At 72.2% G+C, this 19,991-nt stretch carries 19 protein-coding genes, 1 tRNA gene and 1 pseudogene; 11 read left to right on the top strand and 10 right to left on the bottom strand.

Features of this window, described 5'->3' with window-relative positions; genetic code table 11:
- Window positions 1-2 precede the first annotated feature (2 nt).
- Both FHX68_RS05960 and FHX68_RS05955 read right to left on the bottom strand, forming a co-directional pair.
- Window positions 3-374 carry a histone-like nucleoid-structuring protein Lsr2 gene (locus FHX68_RS05960; RefSeq protein WP_141381384.1) on the bottom strand — a complete coding sequence of 124 codons (372 nt, stop codon included), beginning with the start codon at window positions 372-374 and terminating at the stop codon, window positions 3-5.
- 31 nt (window positions 375-405) lie between these two features.
- Window positions 406-1,260 (bottom strand): LuxR C-terminal-related transcriptional regulator, encoded by an 855-nt coding sequence (locus FHX68_RS05955; RefSeq protein ID WP_141381385.1) that lies wholly within the window; start codon window positions 1,258-1,260, stop codon window positions 406-408.
- A 129-nt stretch (window positions 1,261-1,389) separates the two neighbouring features.
- Here FHX68_RS05955 and FHX68_RS05950 point away from each other — a divergent pair, with 129 nt between their 5' ends.
- The 3 genes from FHX68_RS05950 (at window position 1,390) to FHX68_RS05940 (ending at window position 4,454) form a co-directional block, all read left to right on the top strand.
- On the top strand, window positions 1,390-1,740 hold the full coding sequence (locus FHX68_RS05950) for a DUF485 domain-containing protein (RefSeq protein WP_141381386.1): 351 nt from the start codon (window positions 1,390-1,392) through the stop codon (window positions 1,738-1,740).
- A complete protein-coding gene (locus FHX68_RS05945) occupies window positions 1,737-3,374 on the top strand; it encodes a solute symporter family protein (RefSeq protein ID WP_141381387.1) in 1,638 nt (545 codons plus the stop codon). Before FHX68_RS05950 ends, FHX68_RS05945 begins: the two co-directional genes overlap by 4 nt.
- A gap of 105 nt (window positions 3,375-3,479) precedes the next feature.
- Window positions 3,480-4,454 carry an IS481 family transposase gene (locus tag FHX68_RS05940; protein ID WP_244926831.1) on the top strand — a complete coding sequence of 325 codons (975 nt, stop codon included), beginning with the start codon at window positions 3,480-3,482 and terminating at the stop codon, window positions 4,452-4,454.
- Window positions 4,455-4,552: 98 nt separating this feature from the next.
- Here the strand turns inward: FHX68_RS05940 and FHX68_RS05935 are convergent, their stop codons facing one another.
- A complete protein-coding gene (locus FHX68_RS05935) occupies window positions 4,553-5,137 on the bottom strand; it encodes a methylated-DNA--[protein]-cysteine S-methyltransferase (protein WP_141380320.1) in 585 nt (194 codons plus the stop codon).
- Window positions 5,138-5,322: 185 nt separating this feature from the next.
- On the opposite strand from FHX68_RS05935, the gene FHX68_RS05930 reads away from it, so the two are divergent.
- Together FHX68_RS05930 and FHX68_RS05925 are read left to right on the top strand one after the other, a co-directional pair.
- Window positions 5,323-9,021 carry an ATP-binding protein gene (locus FHX68_RS05930; protein WP_170214217.1) on the top strand — a complete coding sequence of 1,233 codons (3,699 nt, stop codon included), beginning with the start codon at window positions 5,323-5,325 and terminating at the stop codon, window positions 9,019-9,021.
- Window positions 9,011-9,235 (top strand): hypothetical protein, encoded by a 225-nt coding sequence (locus tag FHX68_RS05925; RefSeq protein WP_141380318.1) that lies wholly within the window; start codon window positions 9,011-9,013, stop codon window positions 9,233-9,235. The genes FHX68_RS05930 and FHX68_RS05925 overlap by 11 nt, the downstream gene beginning before the upstream one ends.
- A 23-nt stretch (window positions 9,236-9,258) precedes the next feature.
- Here FHX68_RS05925 and mscL read toward each other — a convergent pair whose 3' ends face one another.
- From mscL to FHX68_RS05910, 3 genes are read right to left on the bottom strand one after another with little or no spacing between them, the layout of a single operon-like run.
- Window positions 9,259-9,720 (bottom strand): large conductance mechanosensitive channel protein MscL, encoded by a 462-nt coding sequence (gene mscL, locus FHX68_RS05920; RefSeq protein ID WP_141380322.1) that lies wholly within the window; start codon window positions 9,718-9,720, stop codon window positions 9,259-9,261.
- A gap of 23 nt (window positions 9,721-9,743) precedes the next feature.
- On the bottom strand, window positions 9,744-10,013 hold the full coding sequence (locus FHX68_RS05915) for an FmdB family zinc ribbon protein (protein WP_141380317.1): 270 nt from the start codon (window positions 10,011-10,013) through the stop codon (window positions 9,744-9,746).
- 27 nt (window positions 10,014-10,040) lie between these two features.
- On the bottom strand, window positions 10,041-10,637 hold the full coding sequence (locus tag FHX68_RS05910) for a 5-formyltetrahydrofolate cyclo-ligase (RefSeq protein ID WP_141380316.1): 597 nt from the start codon (window positions 10,635-10,637) through the stop codon (window positions 10,041-10,043).
- A gap of 74 nt (window positions 10,638-10,711) precedes the next feature.
- Here FHX68_RS05910 and galU point away from each other — a divergent pair, with 74 nt between their 5' ends.
- The 3 genes from galU to FHX68_RS05895 all read left to right on the top strand — a co-directional run bounded on the left by galU (window position 10,712) and on the right by FHX68_RS05895 (window position 13,319).
- Entirely contained in the window at window positions 10,712-11,590 is an 879-nt protein-coding gene (gene galU, locus FHX68_RS05905) for a UTP--glucose-1-phosphate uridylyltransferase GalU (protein ID WP_141380315.1), read from the top strand.
- Window positions 11,591-11,659: 69 nt separating this feature from the next.
- Window positions 11,660-12,274: a GNAT family N-acetyltransferase gene (locus tag FHX68_RS05900; protein WP_141920104.1), complete on the top strand. Its 615-nt coding sequence runs from the start codon at window positions 11,660-11,662 to the stop codon at window positions 12,272-12,274.
- A gap of 103 nt (window positions 12,275-12,377) precedes the next feature.
- On the top strand, window positions 12,378-13,319 hold the full coding sequence (locus FHX68_RS05895) for a coiled-coil domain-containing protein (RefSeq protein ID WP_141380313.1): 942 nt from the start codon (window positions 12,378-12,380) through the stop codon (window positions 13,317-13,319).
- A 25-nt stretch (window positions 13,320-13,344) separates the two neighbouring features.
- Here the strand turns inward: FHX68_RS05895 and FHX68_RS05890 are convergent, their stop codons facing one another.
- On the bottom strand, window positions 13,345-14,556 hold the full coding sequence (locus tag FHX68_RS05890; RefSeq protein WP_141380312.1) for an amidohydrolase family protein: 1,212 nt from the start codon (window positions 14,554-14,556) through the stop codon (window positions 13,345-13,347).
- A 61-nt stretch (window positions 14,557-14,617) separates the two neighbouring features.
- On the opposite strand from FHX68_RS05890, the gene FHX68_RS05885 reads away from it, so the two are divergent.
- Window positions 14,618-14,693: transfer RNA gene (locus FHX68_RS05885), tRNA-Ala, on the top strand.
- 62 nt (window positions 14,694-14,755) lie between these two features.
- Here FHX68_RS05885 and FHX68_RS05880 read toward each other — a convergent pair.
- Window positions 14,756-16,366 carry an AMP-binding protein gene (locus FHX68_RS05880; protein WP_141380311.1) on the bottom strand — a complete coding sequence of 537 codons (1,611 nt, stop codon included), beginning with the start codon at window positions 16,364-16,366 and terminating at the stop codon, window positions 14,756-14,758.
- A 166-nt stretch (window positions 16,367-16,532) separates the two neighbouring features.
- Entirely contained in the window at window positions 16,533-17,606 is a 1,074-nt protein-coding gene (locus FHX68_RS05875) for a Glu/Leu/Phe/Val dehydrogenase family protein (RefSeq protein ID WP_141380310.1), read from the bottom strand.
- Between the two features lie 356 nt (window positions 17,607-17,962).
- Here FHX68_RS05875 and FHX68_RS05870 point away from each other — a divergent pair, with 356 nt between their 5' ends.
- Both FHX68_RS05870 and FHX68_RS05865 read left to right on the top strand, forming a co-directional pair.
- Window positions 17,963-18,913, top strand: a complete 951-nt coding sequence (locus FHX68_RS05870; protein WP_141380309.1) for an endonuclease domain-containing protein — start codon at window positions 17,963-17,965, stop codon at window positions 18,911-18,913.
- A 59-nt stretch (window positions 18,914-18,972) separates the two neighbouring features.
- Window positions 18,973-19,455 (top strand): YbaK/EbsC family protein, encoded by a 483-nt coding sequence (locus FHX68_RS05865; RefSeq protein ID WP_141380308.1) that lies wholly within the window; start codon window positions 18,973-18,975, stop codon window positions 19,453-19,455.
- Between the two features lie 38 nt (window positions 19,456-19,493).
- Here the strand turns inward: FHX68_RS05865 and FHX68_RS05860 are convergent.
- Window positions 19,494-19,958: pseudogene (locus FHX68_RS05860) on the bottom strand (glucosidase family protein); the annotation flags it as partial.
- Window positions 19,959-19,991: the final 33 nt, after the last annotated feature.

The raw sequence follows: 19,991 nt of genomic DNA, 5'->3' as shown, positions 1-19,991 counted from the left end.
GCTCAGTGCGCGGCGTCGTACGCCTCGAGCACGGGCGCCGGAATCCGGCCGCGCTCCGAGACGGTGTAGCCGTTCTGCGCCGCCCACTCGCGCACCGGCGCATAGTCGCGCTGCCCGGAGCGCTTCTGCCGCCGCGCGCCGCCCGAGCTGCCCGAGCTGCCCGACCCGCTCCGGCCGCCGGCGCGGGCCGACACCGAACGGGCGGCCGCGATGAACGGGGCGAGGGCGTCGCGCAGGGCCGCGGCGTTCTCGTCGGTGAGGTCGATCTCGTAGGCGGTGCCGTCGAGAGAGAAGAGGATCGTCTCGCCCGAGCCGACCTCGAGGACGGTGCCGTCGAGATCGTCGACGAGCTGATGCACGATTTTGTGAGCCATGGGCAGAGCCTAGCGAGCAGCGCGCGTCGCGTCAGGGCAGGAGGCCCGCCCGGCGCGCCTTCGCGACCGCCGCGTGGCGGGTCGAGGCATCCAGCTTGGCCATCGCCGACTGCAGGTACGACTTCACCGTGCCCTCGCGGAGGGTGAGCGTCGCCGCGATCTCGGCGTTGGTCTGCCCGAGCGCGGCGCACGCGAGCACGTCGGTCTCGCGGGGCGACAGGCGCACGTCGAGCTTCTCGATCTCGGCCGCGCCGCCCTGCGAGAGCGTCGCGAGGCGCGACTCGATGTCGGCGAGCCGTCGGCGGATGCCCGGGTCGCCGACCTCGGCGCCGATGCGGCGGAGCTCGGCGTACGCCTCGCGCAGCTCTTCGCGCGCGGCGACGTCGAGGGCGGGGGCCTCGGCGGGAGCGGGCAGGAGGCGGAGCCGACGACCGACCTCGTCGCGCACGCGCAGCTCGGTCGCGAGGTCGGACGCGACCTGCAGAGCGGTGCGCGCCGTCGTCTCGCCGAAGGGGGAGCGTGCCCACGATCCGCAGTAGAGGACGCCCCGGGGCCGGCCCGAGACGAGCACCGGCACGGCGAAGAGCGTCGAGATGCCCTCGCCGAGCACCGCGCGGTCGTAGTCGTGGGTGATGTTGCGGGAGGAGCGGTAGTCGAGAGCGAGCCGGGGGCGGCGTTCGACGAAGGCGCGCCCGCCGAGGCCGCGGGTGGGCTGCACGGCGAGACCGGCGAGGGAGGAGGTGCGGTTGCCGACGACGGAGGTGACATCGATCGCGCCGTCGCGCTCGAACCCGCCGAAGGCGACGGGGAGACCGGTGCGGGTAGCGAGACCGCCGACCGCGCGAGCCAGGAGATCGTCCTCGGAGGCGAGGCCGACTTCTGACATGCTGCGTTACCCACTTCCGGGGGTGACGGCGGCGTCACCCGGTTTCGTAGCGTCGACGATATCACGCGGCCGGTCGACGAAGTCCGGGCGCGGGGGCGCACGCCCCGTCCCATGAGGCAAGGAGGCCACATGTCCGGACCGTCCAACGATGCCACCCCGCCGGGTGGCGTCGACTACATCGCGGTGGAGAAATCGCCGCCGTTCGTCGAGCTGAAGCGGCGCCATCGCAGGTTCGTCTGGCCACTCACCATCGCCTTCCTGGTGTGGTACTTCGCCTACGTGCTGCTCTCGTCGTTCGCGACCGAGTTCATGTCCACGCGCGTCTGGGGTCACATCACCGTGGGGCTGCTGCTCGGCCTCGGGCAATTCGTCACGACCTTCGCGATCACGATGGCGTACGTCTCCTACGCGAACCGCCGCCTCGACCCGCTGTCGGCCGAGATCCGCGGCGAGCTCGAGAAGCAGGAGGCGGGCGCATGATCCCCGTCGCCGCCTCGGCCCCCCTCGCGGTGCACGCCGCCGCCACGACGGCCGCCGACAACAACCCCGTGCTCAACATCTCGATCTTCGGCGCGTTCGTCGCGGTGACGCTGTTCATCGTCATCCGCGCGAGCCGCAACAACAAGACCGCGGCCGACTACTACGCCGCCGGACGCTCGTTCACCGGCCCGCAGAACGGGTTCGCCATCGCCGGCGACTACCTGTCGGCGGCGTCGTTCCTCGGCATCGTCGGCGCGATCGCGCTGAACGGCTACGACGGATTCCTCTATTCGATCGGCTTCCTGGTGGCGTGGCTGGTCGCGCTGCTGCTCGTCGCCGAGCTCATGCGCAACACCGGCAAGTTCACCATGGCCGACGTGCTGTCGTTCCGCCTGAAGGAGCGGCCCGTGCGCATGGCCGCGGCCATCACGACCCTCGCGGTGTGCTTCTTCTACCTGCTCGCGCAGATGGCCGGCGCCGGCGGCCTCGTCTCGCTGCTCCTCGGCATCCACGAGCAGATCGGCCAGTCGATCGTCGTCGTGGTCGTCGGGGTGCTGATGATCGTCTACGTGCTCATCGGCGGCATGAAGGGCACCACGTGGGTGCAGATCGTCAAGGCGTTCCTCCTCATCGGCGGCGCGATCGTCATGACGATCTGGGTGCTCGCGATCAACGGGTTCAGCCTGAACACGCTGCTCGAGTCGGCGGTCGCGGCCTCGACGACCGATCCGAAGGACGCGATCCTCGGCCCGGGTCTGCAGTACGGCAAGAACCCGTGGGACTTCATCTCCCTCGCCATCGCGCTCGTGCTCGGCACGGCCGGGCTCCCGCACGTGCTGATGCGCTTCTACACCGTGCCGACCGCCAAGGAGGCGCGTCGCTCGGTGGTCTGGGCGATCTGGCTGATCGGCCTGTTCTACCTGCTCACCCTCGTGCTCGGCTACGGCGCCGGGGCGCTCGTCACCCCCGATGTGATCCGTGCGGCTCCCGGCGGGGTCAACTCCGCCGCGCCGCTGCTCGCGCAGGCGCTCGGCGGTCCGCTGCTGCTCGGCTTCATCTCGGCGGTCGCGTTCGCGACGATCCTCGCCGTGGTCGCCGGGCTCACGATCACCGCGGCGGCCTCGTTCGCCCACGACATCTACGCCAACGTCGTGAAGAAGGGCAAGGTCGAACCGGATGCCGAGGTGAAGGTCGCCCGTCGCACGGTGATCGTCATCGGCGTGCTCGCGATCCTCGGCGGCATCGGCGTGCAGGGGCAGAACGTCGCGTTCCTCGTGGCGCTCGCCTTCGCCGTCGCCGCCTCGGCGAACCTGCCGACGATCCTGTACTCGCTGTACTGGCGCAAGTTCACCACGCGCGGCGCGGTGTGGAGCATGTACGGGGGCCTCGCCGCGGCGATCATCCTCATCGTGCTCTCGCCCGTGTTCTGGGGCACCGAGACGAGCGTGTTCAAGAACGTCGGCACCGCGATCTGGCCGCTGAACAACCCTGGCATCGTCTCGATCCCGCTGGGCTTCTTCCTCGGCTGGCTCGGCTCGGTGACGTCAACCCGCAAGGAGGATCCGCGCAAGGCCGCCGAGATGGATGTCCGCTCGCTGACCGGCTACGGTGCGGAGAAGGCGGTCGAGCACTAGCTGTTCTTCCCACGGTGGTTGTGAGCAGCGTGGCGTGACGGGATGAGGTGAGGACCTCCGGTATCGATGTGGGTTACCACACTCACTCGATCCACGGAGGTCCTCGTGTCATACGTTACCCACGCTCGCGCCGCGCTCACCGTCGATGGGCGGATCAAGATCGCTCGGCTGGTGATCGAGGACGGCTGGACGCAGGCTCGTGTCGCGGAGCGGTTCCAGGTCGCCCGTGGCACGGTCTCCAAGTGGGTCGCCCGGTATCGTGCCGGCGGACGCGCGGCGATGCAGGATCGCTCCTCACGGCCGGCGAGCTCGCCATCGCGGACGCCGCAGCGTATGGAGCGGCGGATCATCGGGTTGCGGGTGACCCGACGTTGGGGCCCGCATCGGATCGCGTACCACCTGCTGCTGCCGCAATCCACGGTCTCGAAGGTGCTGAAGCGGTACCGGGTGCCGCTGCTGGGGCAGGTCGACAAGAACACCGGTGTTCGGGTGCGCAAGCCGAAGCCGGTCCGGTACGAGCGACAGGCGCCGGGCGAGCTGGTGCACGTGGACGTGAAGAAGCTCGGCCGGATCCCTGACGGTGGCGGCTGGCGCACGCTGGGACGTGCCACGGGCCGCAAACGCCGCTCCGGGGTCGGCTACTCGTATCTGCATTCCGCGATCGACGACCACGCCCGACTGGTCTACTCCGAGATCCTCCCCGACGAACGCAAGGACACCGCCGGCGGGTTCTGGCAGCGCGCCAGCGCGTTCTTCGCCGGGCACGGCATCACCGTGCAGCGGGTGATGACCGATAACGGCTCCTGCTACCGGTCCAAGGTGTTCAACGAGGCGCTCGGCGAGAACGTGAAGCACAAATACACGCGGCCCTATCGGCCGCAGACCAACGGGAAGATCGAGCGATTCCACCGCACCCTCGCCGACGAATGGGCCTACGCCCGCCACTACGACTCAGACCAGCAGCGAGCCGCCAGCTACGACGCCTGGCTGCACCACTACAATCACCATCGACCCCACACCGGCATCGGAGGCCGAGCACCCATCGACCGCGTCCACAACGTCAGTGGGAAGAACAACTAGCGGCGAGTAGCCCGCAAGGCTCAGGCTCAGCGCCGGCACCCCGGCAGCGGCCCCGGAATCCTCCTCGGATTCCGGGGCCGCTCGTCGCCGCGCGCGGCTTACACGCCCGCGGAGATCCGATGACCGGGGGATGCCCGGACGACCCGCTCCTCGAGGTCGAGGAGGAAGCGCTTGCGTTCGGGGTGGCCGCCGTACTCGCCGATCGAGCCGTCGCTGCGCACTACCCGGTGCACGGGGACCACGATCGAGATCGGGGTGCGCGCGCAGGCGGTGCCGACGGCGCGGTTCGCGCCGGGGGAGCCGGCGGCGACCGCCACGTCGGCGTACGAGCCGACCGCCCCGTAGGGGATCTCGCACACCGCTTCGAGCGCGGTGCGCACGAAGCCGTGCACGGCACGGAGGTCGAGCGGCACGTCGAAGCCCCGCAGCTCGCCCGCGAAGTACGCGTCGAGCTGGTCGGTGATCGGCCGCGTGGCGTCGTCGCCCGGCGCGAGCGGTGCGCCGAGGTGCTCGGTCAGCGCCGCGAGCGCGTGATTCCTGGCATCCACGTGCACCTCCAGCAGCTGCAGGGCGGCCAGGCCCTCGTCGGTGGCGACGACGAGAGCCTGGCCGATCGGTGTCGGGTGCACCGTGAACGCGGCGGGCCGGGATGCCGGCCGCCGCGAGGATGAGCGGGAAGTCATGTCTGCCATGATGGCCCGCGCCGCACGCGCCCCGGCGCCGGAAGGCCCGATCTGTGCACAGTGCGCCGAATCGGCCGATTGGGGAGGAGGCGGCGACGCAATCGCACGAAACCCGCCGCGCCAACGCGCTTCGGGGCGTGTCGGCGCCTAGGGTGTCGAGTGTGTGGCGAGGAGACGGCGGCGCCGTGCGAGGCGAGAGCGAGGCTGAGCACGTGCACTCGGTGACCCCAGCAGACCTGGACTTCGCCGAGCCCGGAGTGGTCGTCACGCACGTCGCCGCGGCGGAGCGCGCGCGGCTGCGCGAAGAGTCGGCGCACCTCGGTGGCCGTTCCACCCTGCTGCACTACACGGATGCCGGTGACGCCGGCATCGACATCACGAAGGCTCACCCCGGGAGCCTCCCGCAGTTCATCACGGGCCGGTCGACCCTGCTGTCGAACCTCTTCCGCGACGAGGTGGCCCTCCGCACCGCGCGACTCGCGGCCGAGCGCATCGCCGCGAAGGACGTGGAACTGCGCACCTCGCGGGGTCTCGACACCGTGCACCTCGCCGTGGCGATCGCCGCGTGGCGGATCGGCGGCGTCTCCTACGCCGCGCCGGTGCTGCTGCGCCCGCTCGCCATCCGGCGGCACCACCTCGACTTCGACCTGAAGCTGCACGGCTCGTTCACCGTCAACCCCGAACTCGTCGAGGCGGCGCGCACCCACTTCGGCATCTCGCTCGACGGCCGCGCGCTCGCCGAGCTCGCCTACGACGGCGGGGTCTTCAAGCCGCAGCCGGTCATCGACCACCTCCGCGCTCTGACGGCGCACGTCGACACGTTCACCGTGCTGCCGCGCCTGGTCGTCTCGACCTTCGCCGACGTGGCATCCGACATGGTGCGCGACGCCGCCGATCTCGACCACCCCGTGCTGAACGCCCTCGCCGGCCACGCCGCCGACCGCGAGGACCTCACCGTCGTGCGGCCGTTGTCGCCCCTGGTGAGCGCCGACGAGCGCCCGCCGGCCTCCGACCGGCTGCTGCTCGACGCCGACGCCGAGCAGGAGGCGGTGCTCGCCCGCATCCTCGCCGGTCAGTCGCTGACGGTGCAGACCCTTCCCGGCACGGGCGGCACCCAGACGGTCATCAACGCCGTCGGCGAGCTCGTCCGCGCCGGCAAGCGCGTGCTCGTGGTCAGCGCCCGCCGCTCGACGCTCGAGGGCGTGCGGCACCGCCTCGCGGGCATCGGCCTGCCGGGGCTCGCCGTCTCGCCCACGCGCCTGCACCGCGACCTCATCCGCGCGATCGGCCGCAACGAGAAGGCCGAGCAGCCCAAGGTCGCCGACGTCGACGATGCACTCGTGCGCCTGCGGACGGTGCTGCGCGACTACCGCGACGCGCTGACACAGCGGCATCCGCAGCTCGGGATCTCGCCGCTCGAGGCCCTCCGCACCCTCACCGTCATCACGGGGCGCGACCCGCAGCCGGCGGCGCAGACGCGGTTCGACCTGCGCACGCTGCAGCTGCTGAGCACACGTCGCGCCGAAGCCGCGAAGGCGCTGTCGACGGCCGCCGGTCTCGGCGAGTTCCGCTTCGGTCCCGACGACTCGCCGTGGTACGCGGTCGCCTTCGCGACGACGCAGCAGGCCACCGACGCGCACGCCCTCGCGCAGCGCCTGCACCGCACCGAGGTGCCCGCCATCGTCGAGCGCGGCTACGAGCTGATCGCGCAGACGCGCATGCGCCCGTTCACGACGATCACCGAGCTCGGCGCCTACATCCAGCTGCTGCAGGGCATCCGCGGTTCGCTCGACAAGTTCAGCCTCACCGTGTTCGAGCGCCCGCTGGGCGAGCTCATCGGCGCCTACGCGGCACGCCGCGACGCGCCCGAGCTCTCCGGTCCGCAGCGGCGCCGGCTCAAGCAGCTCTCGCGCGAGTACGTGCGACCGGGCATGCACGTCACCGACATGCACGAGGCGCTCCTGCGCGTGCAGCAGCAGCGCGGGCAGTGGCAGCAGCTGGTCGAGCCGGGCGTGCTCCCCGAACTGCCGATCGGCCTCGACGACGTCGCCGCCAGCTGGCAGCGCGTGAACGCCGACCTCGCCGCGCTCGACCAGGCGCTCGGACGCACCGAACCCCTGGCATCCCTTCCCATCCCGCACCTGCTGCGCACGCTCGCGGGTCTCGCCGCCGAGTCGGCCGTGTTCGACAACCTCGTCGAGCGCGCGACACTGCGCGGACGGCTCGCCGAGCTCGGCCTCGAGCCGCTGCTGACCGAGCTGTCGGTGCGGCACGTCCCCGAAGACCAGGTCGCCGCCGAGTTCGAGTTCGCCTGGTGGCAGTCCGCGCTCGAGGCGATGCTGCGCACCGACCGGGCCCTCCTCGGCGCCAACACGTCGGTCGTCGACCGGCTCGAGCGCGACTACCGCCTCGTCGACGAGGCGCACGCAGGCTCCGCAGGGCCGCTGCTGGCCGCCGAGCTCGCGACGAAGTGGAAGATCGCCGTCGTCGACGAGCCGGAGGAGGCGGCCGCGCTGCGGCACGCGCTGCGCTCGGGCGCGACCACTCCGGTCGAGCTCACCCACGCCGCGCCCACGCTGATGCGCACGCTCGCGCCGGTGTGGCTCGCCTCGCCCTACGAGGTGCCCTCGATCCCGGCCGCCGCGCCCTTCGACGTCGTGATCGTCGCGGATGCCGCGGCGCTCTGCCTCGCCGAGGCCGCGCCCGCCCTCCGCCGCGCGCGCCAGGTCGTCGCGTTCGGCGACCCCGTGACCCAGCGCCCGACCCCGTTCAGAGTCGGCGCCGGCGACCCGCAGCCCGAGGACCGGATCGAGTTCGGCGCCGACTTCGATGAGGTGAGCGTCTTCGAGCGTCTCGTCGAGCTGCTCCCGACCGAGACCCTCACCCGCAGCTATCGCGCCGGCGGCGAAGACCTCGCCGAGCTCGTCAACACCGCCTTCTACGGCGGACGTCTCGTCTCGCTGCCCTGGGCAGGGTCGTACCTCGGCCGCGGCAGCCTCAGCGTCGACTACGTTGAGGGCGGCACCGGCGCCCCCGACCCGATCACCGGCGCGGTGGAGAGCCCCGACGCCGAGGTCGCGCGCGTCGTGACCCTCGTCGTCGAGCACGCCGTGAACCGCCCGAACGAGACCCTCATGGTCGTCACCGCGTCGCGGCGGCACGCCGAGCGCGTGCGCGCGGCGGTCGCGTCGGCCTTCGCCGGCCGCGCCGACGTCGCCGACTTCGTCGGGCGCGACACCGCCGAGCCGTTCGCGGTGCTGGTGCTCGAGGACTCCGTCGCGGAGAGCCGCGACCGGGTCGTCTTCTCGCTCGGCTTCGGGCTCACCAAGCACGGCCGCGTGCTGAGCGACTTCGGCGACCTCTCCGGCGACGACGGCGAGCGGCTGCTGACGGTCGGGATGACCCGGGCGCGCCGCTCCATGGTGATCGTCTCGTCGATCCGCCCGTCGGCGTTCGACGAGGGACGCCTCGAATCCGGGGCATCCACCCTCATGTCGATCCTCGGCGGCATCGCCGCGCGCGCCCGCGAAGCGCGCCTCGAAGACCTCGCCGACCCGCTGACCCTGACCCTCGCCCGGCACCTGCGGGCGCGCGGCGTCTCGGTCGACGTCGACTATCGCGGTCAGCTGCCGATCGTCGCGCAGTACCAGGGCAAGGCCGTCGTCGCCGAGAGCGACTCCGACACCGTGCGCGACACGCTGCGCGAGACGCTGCGCCTGCGCCCCCAGGTGCTGCGCCGCCTCGGCTGGCACTACATCCGCGTGCACGCGTTCGACCTGTACAGCGACCCGTCCGGCGTCGCCGAGCGCATCGCGGCGATCCTCGGTGTGCCGCCGGAGGTGCCCGCGGACCACGCGCAGACCCAGCCGATCGATGTCGTCTGACGAGACGGATGCCCCGCGGCAGCGCGTCGTGCGCGTGCGCGGATCGCGCCGCGCGAAGCTGACGCCCGCTCCGGGCTCCGACCCCGATCCGGAACGCCCGACGGGTCGCGACGGGGGCCGAGACGGCGATGCCCCGGCGGCCTCGCGGGAGGCGGCCGGGGCATCGGGGCCGAACGACGATCGTCTGCGGCGGGACGTGCCGCCGCACTACTGAGCGTGCGGCACGCGCCGGGGGGGCTACGTGGTCTCGGGGGCCGTGGGCGCGGGCGCGACGGGGGCGCCGCGCTCGTCGAGGAGCTTCCGGTCCTGCAGCAGGTCGCGGATCTGGATGAGCAGCTCCTGCTCGTTGGGGAGGGGCTCCTCCTTCGTCTGGTCGACGCCCGCCTTGGCGGCCTGGCGCTCCTTCCAGGTGTTCATCGGGTAGACGAACACGAGGTAGACGACGAGCGCCGTCACGAGGAACGTGATGATGGCAGTGATGAGGTTGCCGATCGGGAAGGTGACGTCGCCGTAGAGCCCGGGCACCGTGAAGCCGATGTTCCCGCCCGCGTCGGCCTTCATGAACAGGGCCAGGATCGGGTTGATCACGGCCTCGACGACGGAGTTCACCAGGGCGCCGAACGCACCGCCGATGACGACCGCGACAGCCAGATCGATGACGTTTCCGCGGAGGATGAACTCTTTGAACCCCTTGATCATGTGCATGCCCCTCTTGTCGAGTATCAGGAACCCGCGGACGGGGGTGAGGACTTTGCCTCGGACTTCGATGATGTCGGAGCCGGCGCGCTCGCGCCACCACCCGCGCCGGAGTTGCCCGCGCGCGAGTCGGTGCGGTAGAAGCCCGACCCGTTGAAGGTGACCCCGACCGAGCCGTACTGCTTGCGGAGCGTTCCGCCGCAGACGGGGCACTCGGTGAGGGCGGCGTCGCTGAAGGACTGCACCGCGTCGAAGCGGTGGCCGCACTGCGTGCAGGCGTAGGCGTAGGTGGGCATGGGTACCTCGGTTTCGAAGGGGGAGAGTCAGCGGCGTGCGGGCGCCAGCGTGATGGTCTGAGTGGGGGTGACGACGCCGGTGACCGGCTGATCGTGCAGGTCGCGCGGCACCTCGTCGATCAGCTCGGAGTCGAAGATCACGGCGTAGACCGGGGGGCAGCGCTCCATCGAGCCGATCGTCTTGTCGAAGTAGCCGCGACCCCAGCCGAGGCGCATGCCGGTGCGGTCGACGGCCGCGGCGGGGATGATCAGGAGGTCGACATCGTTGACGGCGGAGGGGCTCAGCACCTCGCCGACGGGCTCGGGCACGCCGAACAACCCCTCGGCGATGTCGCCGGTCGGGTCGGCGACCGCCCAGTCGAGCAGGCCGTCGACGCGGGTGATCGGCAGCAGCACCCGGATGCCTCGGGCCATGGCATCCATGATGAAGTCGTGCGTCCCGGGTTCTGTCGGCGTCGAGAGGAAGCACGACACGGATCGGGCGCCCAGGCTCGCCACGAGGGCGTCGAGCTGCACCTTCACGCCCTCCGCCGCGGCCGCGCGGACCGCGTCGGAGTGCTGCTGGCGGCGTTCGCGCAAGTCGGCGCGCAGTGCGCGCTTCGCGTCGTCGATCGCATCGGGCATGGTCCGATTGTAGGTGTCACCGTTCGTCATCCGCCGTTCCGTGCCCGGAAACACCCTGACGGTAGGGTGAGCCTATGACCACGTCGCGCATCAAGGCCGTCATCCCCGCCGCGGGCCTCGGCACCCGCTTCCTTCCCGCCACCAAGGCGATGCCGAAGGAGATGCTCCCCGTCGTGGACAAGCCGGCGATCCAGTATGTCGTCGAAGAGGCCGTCGCCGCCGGGGCCGACGACATCCTGATCATCCTCGGGCGCAACAAGAACAACATCTCGAATCACTTCGACTCGGTGCCCGAGCTCGAGTCGAATCTGACGAACAAGGGCGACCTCGAGAAGCTGCAGCGGGTGCAGGCCTCCAGCGACCTCGCCGACATCCACTTCGTGCGCCAGGGCGAGCCGAAGGGCCTCGGCCACGCGGTGCTGCGCGCCAAGCACCACGTCGGCGACTCCACGTTCGCGGTGCTGCTCGGCGACGACCTCATCGACGAGCGCGACCCGCTGCTCGAGAAGATGATCGCCGAGAACGAGCGCACCGGCCTCACCGTCATCGCGCTCATGGAGGTCCACCCCGACCACATCCACCTCTACGGCGTCGCCTCCGTCGAGGAGACGGGCGACCCCGACGTCGTGAAGGTCACCGGCCTCGTAGAGAAGCCGAAGAAAGAGGACGCGCCCTCGAACTATGCGGTCATCGGCCGCTACGTGCTGGTGCCGGGCGTCTTCGACATCCTCGAGCGCACCGAGCCCGGCAAGGGCGGCGAGATCCAGCTGACCGACGCGCTCCAGGAGCTCGCGGTCACCGACGGCGTGCTCGGCGTCGTCTTCCGCGGTCGCCGCTACGACACCGGCGATAGGGTGGACTACATCAAGGCGATCGTTCAGCTGGCGTCCGACCGCGACGACCTCGGGCCGCAGCTGCGCCCGTGGCTCAAGGAGTTCGCCGCGCAGCTGTGACGCGTCACCGCGGCATCCGGCGAGGGCCCGGGGCCGGACGGGCCGGGGCCCGAGCATGAGGGAGAGTCGGTGGACCTGACGGTGCCGCGCCAGCACGGGCGCATCTCCATCCGCCTCGTCAAGCAGCGCGACGCCAAGACGCTGCAGAACGAGCTGCTGTCGAACCGGTCGTGGCTGCGTCCGTGGGAGGCGACGAGCCCCGACGGCGCCGTCTCGTTCGACATGCGCCTGGGCATCCGTCGCCTGCTGCAGCAGTACCGTGACGGCGACGGTGTGCCGCTCGTGATGGAGTACGACGGCGAGATCGCCGGGCAGCTGAACGTCTGGGGCATCGCGCGCGGGTCGCTCTCGTCGGCGACGATCGGCTACTGGGTGAGCGAACGGTTCGCCGGGCGCGGGATCACCCCCACGAGCGTCGCCCTCGCCACCGACCTGTGCTTCCGGGAGCTCGGCCTGCACCGGATGGAGATCTGCATCCGCCCGGAGAACACCGCGAGCCTCCGCGTCGTCCAGAAGCTCGGATTCCGCTACGAGGGGCTGCGTCGTCGGTTCATCCACATCGCGGGAGACTGGCGCGACCACCACGCCTTCGCGCTCGTCCGCGAAGAGGTGCCCGAGGGCGTGCTCCAGCGCTGGCTGAACGGCGACGTGCCGGAGGATGCCGCGGCGGTGCCGGGGCTCTGAGGATCGTCTCCCGGACGTCGCCGCAGCTTAAAGTTCGACTCGAAGGTCAGACACGCGGGACGGATGCCGGGTCTCGCGCCTCGGCGGCCCTACCGTGGAGCGCATGGGAGGCCAGGTTCTCGGCGGTGGTGTCATCGTCCTCGTCGCAGTCGTGCTGTGGCTCGTGTACCTGCTGCCCTCCTGGCAGGGGCGCCACCAGTTCTACGCCGCCGAGCGGAACGCCGTGCGGCTCAACCAGGCCCTCCGCATCCTCGCCGAGACGAGCGAGACGCCCCAGGAGGTGCGCCTCGAGCTCAACGCCCGCACCGCCCTCGCCCAGCAGCGCCTCGCGCGGCAGGCGCAGTCGGAGCGCGAAGGCGCCGAACTCGAGCGCGCTCGCGCCGAGCTCGCGCTGACGAAGCTGCAGGCCCGCGCCGACGCCGCTGCCGCCCGAGCGGACGCGGTCGCCGCCCGGGAGCTCGCTACGGCCCAGACGCGCGCCGCGATGGCCCGCCCCGAGCTGCGCCGCGCGCGGGCGCGGCGGCGCGCTCGGCTCTCGACGACGTTCGTCGGCGCGCTCGCGATCGGTCTCGGCGTGTGGGGCGGGATCGGCCTCGCCGCCGGCGGATCGGCCCTCCTCCTCTGGATCGCCGCGCCGGTCGCCCTCGCCTGCGTGCTCCTGCTCCGTCGGATGAGCGTCGTGACCCGCCGGGCCGTGGCACCGGAGGTCGCCGCACCGGTCGTGCGGACCGTGGCCGAGATGCAGGACGTCGCCCTGGCCTCCGACCGCGTCGCCTGGACGCCCCGCGAGCTTCCGCGGCCCCTCACCGCTTCGGCGGGATCGCGCGCCGCGACCGTGCTCGATGAGGCCGAGGCGCGGGCGGCGCTGCGCCGGGCCGCGACCGAGGAGCGCATGCGGGCGCGCGCCGAGCAGCTGCGCCCCGCGAGCCTCGACCGGGCGCGCGCCGCGCGCGACGAGGAGTTCGCCGGCGGCCCCGCCGCGGGCGACGAGGCCATCGAGGCGCACGTGCGATGGCTGCTCGAGCGTCGCGCCAGCGGGCAGTAAGTCGGCGCGGCTGGGCCGCCGTGGCTCAGCCGACGAGGAGCCTGCCGCCGGCGATCACCGCGTCGCGCGGGAGAGTGCGCACCAGGGCATCCATCGCGTTCTCCGCGTCGAGCAGCACGATGTCGGCCCGGGCGCCGACGACGAGGCGGCCCTCCGGCAGCCCGGCGAACGGCGTCGCGGCCCCCGTGGCGAGGTCGACGACGCGGCGCAGATCGTCGTCGCGCACGATGCCGGATGCGCGGGCGTACTGCCACGCGATGCCGAGCAGGTCACCGGTGCCGTACGGGCTCCACAGGTCGCGGATGCCGCCGGTGCCGAACCCGAGGCGCACGCCCGCGGCATCCAGCTCGGCGAGCGGCAGCTGCGGGAGGCGGAGCGGCGCCACCGTCGTCATCGTGACCCCGAGTTCGCCCATCTGCGCGAGCAGGTCGCGCCGCCGCGCCGGATCGAGCTGGCTGACAGCGAAGCCGTGCGCGATGCTCACGCGTCCGACGAGCCCCAGCGCCTCCGCGCGGTCGACGATCAGCTCGATCTGGAATGCGCCGAGCTCCGCCGGGTCGTGCAGGTGGATGTCGACGCCCACGCCGTGCTCGGCGGCGAGCGCGAGCACGGCGTCGATCTGCCCGACCGGGTCGCGATCGATCGTCGCCGGGTCGAGGCCGCCGAGGTGCGCGCCGGCGCGGGCCGCGTCGGCGAGCAGCTCGAGCACGCCGGGGCGGCGCAGCACGCCGTCCTGCGGGAACGCGACGACCTCGACGGTGAGCGCGTCGCCGTAGTCGGCGACCGCCTCGCGGACGACCTCCATGCCGCGCAGGCCGAGCCCCGGGTCGACGTCGACGTGCGTGCGGATCGCGGTCGTGCCGTGGCGCACGAGCTCGGCGAGCACGCGCTGCGTGATGCCGAGGGACGGAATGCCGAGCTCGTCGCGGCGGGCGCGCTCGTGGCGGATGCGACCCTCGGTGCCGCCCTCGCCGCCGTACGACTGCCAGGGGAGCCCCCACCACGACTTGTCGACGTGCGCGTGCGTGTTGACGAGCCCGGGGAGGGCGAGCAGGCACCGCCCGTCGACGGTGTCCTCCGCGCTGCCCGGCGCGCCGTCGCTCGCGCGTGCGGCAGGGTGGATGCCCGTGATCACGCCGTCGTCGAGGTGCAGATCGACCGCCGTCGCCTCGGCGTCGGCGGACGTGCCGAGGCGCACGTTGCGGACGATGCGGGGAGCCGGGAAGTGCGTTGTCATCCCTCCACCCGGGTGGTGCACGAGGGGCCGGAGAGGCGTGATAACCTAGTTCTCGGTTCACGGGCCTATGGCGCAGTTGGTAGCGCGCCTCGTTCGCATCGAGGAGGTCAGGAGTTCGAATCTCCTTAGGTCCACCAGTTCGAGAACAAAAGAAAACCCCCGCTCAGCGGGGGTTTTCTTTTGTCTCCGCCGGCGGGCCTCAGCCCGCCGCGGCGGCCGCCTCGCGGGCGCGCAGGTCTTTGCGGAGGATCTTTCCCGAGCTCGACTTCGGGATCGCCTCGATGAACTCCACGCGGCGCACCTTCTTGTACGGCGCGACGTTCTCGGCGACGAACGCCTTCACCTCGTCCTCGGTGAGACCGGAGTCGGGCGCCGCCACGATGAACGCCTTCGGGATCTCCTCCCGCTCGTCGTCGAGCACGCCGATCACCGCGGCATCCATCACCTTCGGGTGGCTGAGCAGCAGCGCCTCGAGCTCCGCGGGTGCGATCTGGTAGCCGTGGTACTTGATGAGCTCCTTGACCCGCTCGACGATCGAGAAGTACCCGCCCTCGTGGTAGACGGCGACGTCGCCGGTGTGCAGGTAGCCGTCGGCGTCGAGGGTCTCGGCCGTGGCATCCGGCTTGTTCAGGTAGCCGAGCATGACGTTCGGTCCCTTCACCCACAGCTCGCCCGCGCGCGTCTGACCGTCGTCGCCGATCTCGGTGATCTCCTCGCCCGTCTCGGTGTCGACGAGCTTGCAGGTGATGTTCGGCAGGATCGTGCCGACCGAGCTCACCGGGATGTCGTCGCGGCTGTACGGCATCGCGTGGGAGACCGGGCTCAGCTCGCTCATGCCGTAACCCTGCATCATGCGGGCGCCGAGGCGTCGGCCGGCGATCTCGGCCGTCTCGCCGTCGAGCGGGGCGGCGCCGGAGAAGATCGTGTGCACCGTCGAGATGTCGTACTGGTCGACGATCGGGTGCTTCGCGAGGGCGACCGCGATCGGCGGCGCGATGTAGAGGTACGTGCAGCCGAAGTTCTGGATGTTCTCCAGGAACTGCACCAGGTCGAAGCGCGGCATGGTCACGAGGGCGGCGCGCTGCTTGAGCGCCAGGTTCAGCAGCACCGTCATGCCGTAGATGTGGAAGAACGGCAGCACCGCGAGCACGCGGTCGGTGTTCTTCAGGTCGAGGTTGATGCGGCACTGCGCGACGTTCGCGACGAGGTTGCGGTGGCTCAGCATCACGCCCTTGGGGATGCCCGTGGTTCCCGACGAGTAGGGGAGCACGGCGACGTGCGTCGCCGGGTCGAAGCTCACGTCGGGGGCGGGCCGGCCCTCGGTCAGCAGACCGCGCAGGTTCGGGTGCTCCGGGGCCGTCTCGGCGGAGCCGTCGAGCACGATGAGGTGGTCGGCGGGGAGTCCGACCGCGTCGGCGGCGGCCTTCGCCTGGGGGAGCAGCGGGCTCACCGTGACGAGCCAGGTCGCCCCGGCGTCGCGCAGCTGCTTCTCGATCTCGCCCGGCGTATGGAGCGAGTTGATCGTCGTGACGGTCGCGCCGGCGCGCAGGATGCCGTGGAACACCGTCGCGAACGCGGGGACGTTCGGGCACAGCAGCCCGACGACCGTGTCGGTGCCGACCCCGCGCGCCGCGAGCGCGCCGGCGAACGCGTCGACCTGCGCCTTCAGCGCGCCGTAGGTGGTCTCGGCGCCGGTCGCGGGATCGATGAGCGCGATGCGGGCGGCGTCGTCGGCGGTGAGGTCGCCGAACAGATCGTCGTAGATGCTCGTCGCGGGGATCTCGACATCGGGGAAGGGGCTGGTGAACACGGGCGGTCTCCTTCGACGCGGGTTCCGGCGGCGGTGCCGGTGCCCCCATCCTGGCATCACCGGGGACGCGGTTCCACTGTCGGCGGAACCGCGTCCCCGGTGTGTTCGCTGTGCGTTGCGCGGTGCGGGCGGCTCAGGCGTGTGGGCGCGGTGGGGGCTCGGCGGCTCAGGCGCCGGCGGGCACGGCGGATGCCTCGCGCAGCCGCGCCGCGGCGCGCTGCTCGGCGGCGTCGAGCGGCGTGATGCCCTGCGCCGAGGCACCCTCGAACAGCGACCGCACGGCGTCGCCGATGCCGGCGACCCGGTCCATGATCTTGGCGCGGGAGCCGAGCCGCTTCGCCTCGAGGTCGAGGTAGACGACGCCGCCCGCGTTCACGACGAAGTCGGGCGCGTACAGGATGCCGCGGGCCGCGAGCCGGTCGGCGCCGGAACGGTCGGCGAGCGGGTTGTTGGCCGGGCCGCAGACCGCGCCGGCGGCGAGGGCGTCGATGACCTCGTCGTAGAGGACGCCGCCGATCCCCGCGGGCACGAAGAGGTCGGCCGGCACGAGGTGCTCGGTGCCGGGCTCGGTCCACTCGGCGCCCAGGTCGGCGGCGAGGGAGCGCTTCGCGGGGTTCACGTCGGTGACAGTCAGCACAGCGCCCTCGGCGGCGAGACGCACGGCGAGACGACCGCCGACCTGCCCGAGGCCCGAGATCGTGATGCGGCGCCCGGCGACGGCGGGGGACCCCGTGACCTGCTCGAGGGTCGCGCGCAGCGACTCGTAGACGCCGAGGCTCGTCGGGCCCGCCGGTTCGCCCGAGCCGCCCGCCGAATCGGGGAGGCCGACGACGTGCGCGGTGCGCTCGCTGACGGTGAGCATGTCGTCGGTCGTCGAGCCGACGTCTTCGGCGGTGCGGTAGAGGCCGTCGAAGCGCTCGACGGCGTCGCCGAGGTCGAGGAAGGCGGCGCGGCGCCGGTCGGCGTCGAACGTCACCCCGGGCGGCAGGCAGATGACGGACTTGCCGCCCCCCGCGTCGAGGCCTGCGGCGGCGTTCTTGAGGGTCATCGCGGCGGAGAGCCGCAGGGCGTCGCCGACGGCGTCGCTCCAGTGCGGATACGTCCACAGGCGGGCGCCGCCGAGGGCGGAGCCGAGAGCCGACGAGTGCAGCGCGACGGTGATGACGAGGCCGCTGCGCGGGCCCGTGGTCACCTCCACGCGTTCGTGGGTGAGATCGGGCAGGGGCAGGGTGTGCGTCATCGCGTCCTCTTTCGGCTGGCCTTGTGGGCTGTGCTCGGCGAGCGCCGCGGCTTTGCGGCGTCGGTCCCATTGTGCCACCGGCCTCGCCGGGTGTGGGGAGCGGCGCTGGCGGGCGGGTGGCCGGCGGGTGGCCGGCGGGTGGCCGGGGTTTGCGTGCCGGGCCGGTGCGCAATGCAGGAGATCTGTGCCCCGCGGGGCGCTGCGGGTCCGATTCGGCGGCTTCGCAGCCGGATCTCCTGCATTCGTCACGGCCGGCCTCCGCCATCGCCTCCTCCCCAGCCGGCGATTCCGGTGACCTGTCCACAATTCGGCCATCGGCCGCTCCCCGCGCCCCCGCACGGCGGGAGAGTCGGCCTGTGTTCGACATCAGCCACGCCCCGCTCGCCCGCTCCGCCGCACCGGTGCCCGTCAGCTGGCCGGTGTGGTCGCGCGCCGACCTCGTCGGCTCCGGATTGACGTGGCGGCACATCGGCGAAGCGGTGGCGGCGGGCGCCGTCCACCGGGCCCGCCGCAACGCCTACCTGCCCGGGGACGTGGACGCCGCGACGCTCGCCGCGTCCGAGATCGGTGGGCAGCTCGCGTGCGTCTCCGAGCTGGCGAGGCGAGGCGTGTTCGTCCTCGACTCAGCAGTGCTGCATGTGCGGGTCCCGGCCCGCGCCGGCCGCCTGCGCGGAGACCTCCGGAGGGTGCGGGTGCACTGGAACGGCGCGTGCCGGGCGCGGGTCGCGAACGTCGAGCTGCTCGACGCGCTGACCGACGCGGTGCAGTGTCAGGGAGCGACGGCGGCGATCGCCACGCTGGACTCCGCCTTGAATCGGGGGCTTCTCGACGAGAACGGCCTGGCGGAACTGGCGCGGCGCCTGCCGCAGCGGCAGCGCGTGCTGCTCCGCCTCGTGGATGCGGCGGCCGAGGCCGGCAGCGAGAGCATCCTGCGCCTCGTGCTCCGGAGACTCGGTTTCCACGTCGAGAGCCAGGTGTCGATCCCGGGCGTCGGGCGGGTCGACTTCCTCGTCGACGGGTGGCTGATCATCGAGTGCGACAGCGAGGCCCATCACGCGGACTGGGCGCAGCAGAAGCGGGACCGGCGGAGGGATCAGGCTGCGGCGGCGCTCGGCTATGCGACCTACCGGCCGATCGCCGAGGACATCTTCTGGCATCGGGAGGCGGTCGTCGCCGCGCTCGTCGGCCTGCGCGAGATGTGGGCGGCGACGGCGGCGCGGCGAGCCGTGACGACTGCAGGAGATCCTGCGCCGAGAACGCGGAAACGTCGCCCGACGCGGGTCGGCGCGCCGCTTCTCCTGCGTTAGTCACCGGGATCGGGCGGCGACGCGGATCGCGCTCGCCGGGCGGCCGCTAGGCTCGGGCCATGTCCGACACCCTGTCGCCCCGGAGCCTGCTCGTCCAAGACGCCCTGCGCCAGTCGGGGATATCGGGGGAGATCGTCGTGCTGCCGGATGCCGCGTCGACGGCCGCGCTCGCCGCGGCGGCGCTCGGGGTCGAGGTCGGCGCGATCGCGAACAGCCTCGTGTTCTGGTCGGACGGCGAGCCGCTCCTCGTGATGACGAGCGGCGCGCACCGCGTCGACACGACCGCCCTCGCGACGCGCCTCGGCCGGGAGAACATCGTCCGCGCGAGCGTCGACCAGGTGCGAGCGGCCACCGGCCAGGCCATCGGCGGCGTCGCGCCCACCGGTCACCCGGCTCCCGTCGTCACCGTCGTCGACGAGGCGCTCGCCGCCTACCCCGAGATCTGGGCGGCGGGCGGCACGCCGCACACCGTTTTCCCGCTGACCTTCGGCGAGCTCGTCCGCCTCACCGGCGGCACCGTCGTCGCCGTCGCCGGCGACTGACGGCGGAGCCCGCTACCGCCCGGCTCGGGCCGCGCGCCGAGCACGTCCCACGCGGTCACCGCGGCAGCCGCCGACCACGCCTGCGGGCGGCAGGCGGCGGGGTACGGCGCCGGGCGAGGCGTCTCGGATGCCGCGTCACCGGCGTGCAGCTCGGGCACGCGGTAGTCGAAAGCCTCCGCGGCGGCGAGCAGCCCCGCGACCACCTCACGGGCGGGACCGTCGAGACCTGCGCGGGCCATGCCGCGCGCGACGATCGCGGTGTCGCGCGTCCAGACGCTGCCGCCGTGATAGCTGAGCGGCCAGTAGCCGCCGGAGGTCGTGGCGAGCGTGCGCAGCCCGAAACCGGAGGAGACGTCGGGGCCGGTCAGCAGCGCGGCGACCTCGGCCTCTTCGTGCGGGTCGAGGATGCCCGTGCCGATCAGATGCCCGGCGTTGGTCGTCAGTGTGTCGACGGCGCGGCCGTCGCGGTCGAGCGCGATCGCGGGGTAGTGACCGTCGTGGGTTGTTGCGCACGAGGCGCACGTGCTCGTCGAACC

The sequence above is a fragment of the Microbacterium lacticum genome (assembly GCF_006716815.1).
GTDB lineage: Bacteria > Actinomycetota > Actinomycetes > Actinomycetales > Microbacteriaceae > Microbacterium > Microbacterium lacticum.
The sequence above is the reverse complement of the archived record's forward strand: the minus strand, read 5'-3'. Positions and strand labels throughout refer to the sequence as shown.

Excerpts from the sequence above, each read along its gene's own strand:
- FHX68_RS05960 (WP_141381384.1), bottom strand. The coding sequence starts at position 374 with ATGGCTCACAAAATCGTGCATCAGCTCGTCGACGATCTCGACGGCACC.
- FHX68_RS05955 (WP_141381385.1), bottom strand. The coding sequence starts at position 1,260 with ATGTCAGAAGTCGGCCTCGCCTCCGAGGACGATCTCCTGGCTCGCGCG.
- FHX68_RS05950 (WP_141381386.1), top strand. The coding sequence starts at position 1,390 with ATGTCCGGACCGTCCAACGATGCCACCCCGCCGGGTGGCGTCGACTAC.
- FHX68_RS05945 (WP_141381387.1), top strand. The coding sequence starts at position 1,737 with ATGATCCCCGTCGCCGCCTCGGCCCCCCTCGCGGTGCACGCCGCCGCC.
- FHX68_RS05935 (WP_141380320.1), bottom strand. The coding sequence starts at position 5,137 with ATGACTTCCCGCTCATCCTCGCGGCGGCCGGCATCCCGGCCCGCCGCG.
- FHX68_RS05925 (WP_141380318.1), top strand. The coding sequence starts at position 9,011 with ATGTCGTCTGACGAGACGGATGCCCCGCGGCAGCGCGTCGTGCGCGTG.
- mscL (WP_141380322.1), bottom strand. The coding sequence starts at position 9,720 with ATGATCAAGGGGTTCAAAGAGTTCATCCTCCGCGGAAACGTCATCGAT.
- FHX68_RS05915 (WP_141380317.1), bottom strand. The coding sequence starts at position 10,013 with ATGCCCACCTACGCCTACGCCTGCACGCAGTGCGGCCACCGCTTCGAC.
- FHX68_RS05910 (WP_141380316.1), bottom strand. The coding sequence starts at position 10,637 with ATGCCCGATGCGATCGACGACGCGAAGCGCGCACTGCGCGCCGACTTG.
- galU (WP_141380315.1), top strand. The coding sequence starts at position 10,712 with ATGACCACGTCGCGCATCAAGGCCGTCATCCCCGCCGCGGGCCTCGGC.
- FHX68_RS05895 (WP_141380313.1), top strand. The coding sequence starts at position 12,378 with ATGGGAGGCCAGGTTCTCGGCGGTGGTGTCATCGTCCTCGTCGCAGTC.
- FHX68_RS05890 (WP_141380312.1), bottom strand. The coding sequence starts at position 14,556 with ATGACAACGCACTTCCCGGCTCCCCGCATCGTCCGCAACGTGCGCCTC.
- FHX68_RS05875 (WP_141380310.1), bottom strand. The coding sequence starts at position 17,606 with ATGACGCACACCCTGCCCCTGCCCGATCTCACCCACGAACGCGTGGAG.
- FHX68_RS05865 (WP_141380308.1), top strand. The coding sequence starts at position 18,973 with ATGTCCGACACCCTGTCGCCCCGGAGCCTGCTCGTCCAAGACGCCCTG.